Annotated in this window: 5 protein-coding genes and 1 pseudogene; 3 read left to right on the top strand and 3 right to left on the bottom strand. The window is 68.6% G+C overall.

Annotation, left to right across the window (positions count from 1 at the left end):
* Window positions 1–820: L,D-transpeptidase (locus tag DQP56_RS22485; protein WP_112689194.1), on the top strand; the 820-nt coding region annotated here is incomplete at its 5' end.
* 36 nt (window positions 821–856) lie between these two features.
* Here DQP56_RS22485 and DQP56_RS22480 read toward each other — a convergent pair.
* Window positions 857–2842: a M13 family metallopeptidase gene (locus DQP56_RS22480; protein WP_112689192.1), complete on the bottom strand. Its 1986-nt coding sequence runs from the start codon at window positions 2840–2842 to the stop codon at window positions 857–859.
* Window positions 2843–2895: 53 nt separating this feature from the next.
* On the opposite strand from DQP56_RS22480, the gene DQP56_RS22475 reads away from it, so the two are divergent.
* Window positions 2896–3573: a hypothetical protein gene (locus DQP56_RS22475; RefSeq protein WP_112689190.1), complete on the top strand. Its 678-nt coding sequence runs from the start codon at window positions 2896–2898 to the stop codon at window positions 3571–3573.
* Window positions 3570–4283: a hypothetical protein gene (locus DQP56_RS22470; protein ID WP_112689188.1), complete on the top strand. Its 714-nt coding sequence runs from the start codon at window positions 3570–3572 to the stop codon at window positions 4281–4283. The genes DQP56_RS22475 and DQP56_RS22470 overlap by 4 nt, the downstream gene beginning before the upstream one ends.
* Before the next feature lie 6 nt (window positions 4284–4289).
* Here the strand turns inward: DQP56_RS22470 and DQP56_RS22465 are convergent, their stop codons facing one another.
* Both DQP56_RS22465 and DQP56_RS22460 read right to left on the bottom strand, forming a co-directional pair.
* The gene (locus DQP56_RS22465; RefSeq protein ID WP_112689186.1) at window positions 4290–4781 is read right to left on the bottom strand and encodes a helix-turn-helix domain-containing protein; all 492 of its coding nucleotides are present in this window, start codon (window positions 4779–4781) and stop codon (window positions 4290–4292) included.
* Window positions 4778–5250, bottom strand: a pseudogene (locus DQP56_RS22460) (hypothetical protein); the annotation flags it as partial. The gene DQP56_RS22465 and the pseudogene DQP56_RS22460, both read right to left, overlap by 4 nt.

The raw sequence follows: 5250 nt of genomic DNA, 5'->3' as shown, positions 1-5250 counted from the left end.
CGCACCGGGTGAGCCCGGTGAGCCCGGTGAGCCGGGTGCGGCACAGGCGGGTGCGGTACCGGTTGCGGCCGGGCCGGTGGCCGGGCAGAACCCCGAGCCGTTCACCGGCACCCCGCCGTTCCTGCCGCCGTCGTTCAACCCGCTGGACGGGTCGATGGTGGGCGTCGCCAAGCCGATCATCATCAACTTCCAGCGGCCGATTGCGGACAAGGCGATGGCCGAGCAGGCCATCCACATCTCGTCGAACCCGCCGGTGCCCGGCAAGTTCTACTGGATGACTCCGAGCCAGGTCCGGTGGCGCCCGTTCAACTTCTGGCCCGCCCACACCACCGTCACCATCGACGCGGCCGGCACCAAGTCGAGCTTCCGCACCGGCGACTCGCTGGTGGCCACCGCCGACGACAAGACACATCAGATGACGATCACCCGCAACGGCAAGCTGGAGAAGACATTCCCGATGTCGATGGGTATGTCGACCGGCGGGCACGAGACCCCCAACGGCACCTACTACGTGCTGGAGAAGTTCCCCACCGTGGTGATGGACTCCTCCACCTACGGGGTGCCGATCAACTCCACCTACGGCTACAAGGTGACGGTGCAGGACGCGGTCCGCATCGACAACAGCGGCGGCTTCGTGCACAGCGCCCCGTGGTCGGTCAATGACCAGGGCAAGCGCAATGTCAGCCACGGCTGCATCAACCTGAGCCCGGCCAACGCCAAGTGGTTCTACGACAACTTCGGCAGCGGCGACCCGGTCGTGGTGAAGAACTCCGTCGGCACCTACACCAAGAACGACGGCGCCCAAGACTGGCAGATGTAGCGGTACCCTTCTGCTCGCCGGGAGAACCGGCCCGGGTCAGTTCCAGATGCGGACGCGCTGTGCGGGTTCCAGATACAGCGCGTCGTCGGGCGTGACGTCGAACGCCTCGTAGAACGCGTCCATGTTGCGCACCACCCCGTTGCAGCGGAACTCCGGCGGCGAGTGCGGGTCGACCGCCAGCCGCCGGATCGCCTCGGCATCACGGGATTTGGTGCGCCACACCTGCGCCCAGCCGTAGAAGACGCGCTGCACTCCGCTCAGCCCGTCGATCACCGGCGCCTCGGCGCCGTCGAGCGACAACTGATACGCGAGCAGGGCGATCGAAAGCCCGCCGAGATCCCCGATGTTCTCCCCGACGGTGAATGCACCGTTGACGTGCCGGTCAGCGTCCAGCGCACGCGGCACATATGTCTCGTACTGGTCGATCAACGCCCGTGTGCGGGAAGCGAACTCGGTGCGGTCGGCGTCAGTCCACCAGTCGATCAGGTTACCGTCGCCGTCGTACTTGGCGCCCTGATCGTCGAACCCGTGTCCGATCTCGTGGCCGATCACCGCGCCGATCCCGCCGTAGTTGGCGGCGTCGTCGGCGTCGGCGTCGAAGAACGGCGGCTGCAGGATCGCGGCCGGGAAGACGATCTCGTTCATTCCCGGGTTGTAGTAGGCGTTGACAGTCTGCGGTGTCATGAACCATTCGTCGCGGTCGACCGGGGAGCCCAGCTTCGCCAGTTCACGGTCGTAGTTGACCGCGTAGCCGCGCAGGAAGTTGCCGTACAGGTCGGCGCGATCGGTGACCAGCGCCGAATAGTCGCGCCAGTTGGCGGGGTAGCCGACCTTGGCGGTGAACTTGTCCAGCTTGGCCAGTGCCCGCTCCCGGGTCTGCGGCGTCATCCAGGCCAGCCCGGTGATGCTCACCCGGTAGGCCTCCCGCAGATTGGCGACCAGCGCATCGATGCGCGCCTTGGCGTCCGGTGGGAAATGCTTTGCCACGTAAAGTCTTCCGACGGTGTCACCCATCAGTGATTCCACCAGGGACACGCCGCGCTTCCACCGCTCCCGGATCTGTTCGGTGCCCGACAGCCGTCGACCGTAGAACTCGAAATCCTCGGCGACCAGCTCATCGGTGAGGATCCCGGCGCGGCCGTGAATCAGCCGCCAGCGTGCCCAGTCCTGCCAATCGGCGAGGTCGACCGAGGACCACAGCGCGGCGAACGCCGTCAGATAGTCGGGTTGGCGTACCACCAGTTCGGTCGCGACATCCCCGGCGACACCGAGGGCGCCGACCCAGCCCGCCCAGTCGAACCCGGGTGCCTCCTGCGGCAGCCCGGCGAAGGTGCGCAGGTTGTAGCCCAGCTCCGCGTCGCGGCGCTTCACCACGTCCCAGTGCGCGCCGGCCAGCCTGGTCTCCAGCGCGACGATCCGGGCCGCGACCGCGGCGTATCCGCTCGGCTCGCCGCCGTAGACGAGCGCGAACATGGTGGCGATGTGGCCCGGGTAGTCGGCCAGGATCTCGGCGTGCTGGTCGTCGCGGTAGTAGGACTCGTCCGGCAACCCGAGACCCGACTGGGTCAGATGCAGCAGATAACGGGTGGAGTCCTTGGAGTCGGTGTCCACATACAGGCCGACACCCCCGCCGACCCCGGTGCGCTGACATGCGCCCAGCACCCGCGCGAGGGTGTCACGGTCAGTTGCGCCATCGATCGCAGAAAGCTCCGCCAGCAGCGGTTCCACCCCGCGCTCGGCCACCGTCTGTTCGTCGAGGAAGCTGGCATACAGATCACCGATCCGGCGCTCATCGGTGCCCGGTGGCGCGTCCGATTCGGCGGCCCGGACGAGCAGATCGCGGACCTGGCGCTCGGCCCGGTCGAACAGGGCGCGGAACGCTCCGTCGGTGGCACGGTCCGGCGGCATCTCGTAGCCGTCGAGCCAGCGGCCGTTGACGTGACCGAACAGGTCGTCTTGCACGCGGATGGTGCTGTCGAGGTGGCTGAGGTCAAGGCCGGAACGAAGGGCTGGTGAGGTCATCGGGCCCCATCCTTTCACGGCGAACCGTACAACCGTCCTGTAGCGTCACCGCCATGCCTGACGAGGAGCAGCCCGACATCTCCACCGCAGCGGACGGCGAAGTCGTCGAACCCGGCGAGGCCACCGTCGAGACGCCCCGGGACGACCAGAAATCCGCCACCAAGAAAGGCGTCCCGCCGGCGGCCAAGGCGCCCAAGGGCGGCATCTCTGGTTACGGACTGGCATCGGCGTTCCTCGGCCTGGTCGCGGTCGGCGCGCTGGTGTTCGGCCTGATCACCTGGAACATGCACCGCGACGACGTCGATGAGCGTGCCTATCGCAGCCGGGTGCTGCAGACCGCCGCCAGTTGGACCAGCGTGCTGATCAACCTCAATGCCGAGAACGTCGAGAAGGGGATGACGCGGCTGCGCGACAAGACTGTCGGCGAACTCAACAGCGAGTTCGACGCCGCGCTGGAGCCCTACCGGGAAGTGGTGCAGAAGATCCAGTCCCGTAGCAGTGGCCGGATCGAGGCGGTCGCCATCGAGTTGGAGCGCCAGAACCTCGACGACCCGGCCGCGGGGAACGACGAGCCGCAGAGTCCCGGTCGCACTGACCCGGTGATGGTGATCGCCACCTCGATCGCCGAGAACGTGGGGGGCCGACCGCAGACCGTGCACTGGGCGCTGCACCTCGACGTCACCGACGTCGACGGGCACCTGATGATTTCCCGATTGAGGTCGATCCGATGAGCAAGTTGGGACTGCTGACGTCGCGAACGCTGTGGCGGGTGCTGACCTTTGACATCGCCGCGCCGCTGGCCGCGATCGGCGGCCTGCTGCTGGTCGGGTTGATGCTCGACTGGCCGCTGTGGTGGGTGTCGGTCTGCTCGGTGCTGGTGCTGCTCATCGTCGAGGGCATGGTGGTGAACTTCCTGCTGCTGCGCCGCGATGCCGTCACGGTCGGCACCGACGACGACCGGCCGGGCCTTCGCATGGGGGTGGTCGCCCTGGCCGCCTCGGCGCTGGTGGCCGCGGCGGTGCTCGGGTACCTGCGCTGGACGGTGCCGGACCAGGAACTGGAGGCGGACTCCGGCGAGGTGGTCAAGACGGCGGTCGCCATGGCCGAGGCCGCGGCGACGGTGTCGCCTGCCAACCCTGAGGCGTCGATCGAGAAGGCGGCGGCGTTCATGGTCCCGGACCGGGTCAACGCCTTCCGGGAAAGCATCGGCCGGACCGCCACCGAGATGGCCAACCGCAACATCGCGGTCGACGCGCAGAACCTCAGTGCCGGAGTCGAGGCGCTCGGTCCGTCGGCGGCTCGGGTCGCGGTGGTGCTGCGCAGCGTTCAGACCGTGGCGAACCAGCAGGTCAAGCAGGCGGTGGTGCCGGTGCGGGTGACCCTGACCAAGCGCGGCGGCCAGTGGATGGTGCTGGAGATGTCACCGATCCACGCTCGCTGATACCGGCTACAGCACGTCGGGTGCGCCGCGAGGCTGCAGTTTGACGAACCGGTCCGACAGTCGGCGCATCCGGATCATCAGCGAGGCCGGCGGGCTGACGGTGCCGTCGAGGTACTCGCGCAGCGTGTCGGCGGGTACCCCGGCCCGCGAGCAGAACTCCTCCTGGCTCAGGCCCGACCGCTCGATCAGCACCCGCACGTGGCGGGCGACCTCGGCGCGCTCGTTGGCCTCCAGGTGGGCCCGGGCGCGGGTCAGCACCTCCGACAGCGCCTTGGAGATGCCGTAGGGCCCGGTACCCGCCAGGACTTCTTCAACCTGCCGTGCGGTGCGCCCGTACGGGTCGCGCTTGAGTGCCACCACGATGAGCTGCCAGGTGGCGATGTCGCCGGTCTGCAGGGCGGCGCGGATGGCCGACGTCGACCAGAACTCCACCGGCCGGTCGGTGCTGCCGGACCGGGGCGGCTGCGGTGCACGGCGTCGGTCCGGGGCCAACGTCACCTCGCCTCCTCCAGCATCGACACCGCAACCGCCAGGCAGCGCGCCCGGACGTGTTCCCAATCCGTTCCGGCCGGGGGCGCACCGTCGCCGGAGTCGTCCACTTCGCGTTCGACCGGTTCCGGGTCGGCGAGCCGACAGACCAGCTGCGTGGCCATCCATTGGCGGTCGGCTGGTTGCCCAGCGTAATACCTGTCGACCCCGCCGAGTGCCGCAGCAACGGTTTGCGGGTCGAGCACGTCGACGAGCTCGGCCAGTTCGCGGTAGTCCCGCGGGCTGTTGCGCGACATCAGCAGGTACCCCTTGAGGCGCAGCGTCTCGGCGCAGGTCGGGACCTGCAGCCGGTCGCCGGTCGGCAGCTGGACCGCCGCGGTCTCCATCGGGCGGCACCGGGTCAACACCGGGCCCTCGAACCCGATCTCGTTCGCCACCCAGGACTCGGTCTCCAGCGCGTCGAGGGCCACCGCGAGCC

The organism is Mycolicibacter senuensis (genome assembly GCF_003284925.1).
GTDB classification, from domain to species: domain Bacteria; phylum Actinomycetota; class Actinomycetes; order Mycobacteriales; family Mycobacteriaceae; genus Mycobacterium; species Mycobacterium algericum_A.
The sequence above is the reverse complement of the archived record's forward strand: the minus strand, read 5'-3'. Positions and strand labels throughout refer to the sequence as shown.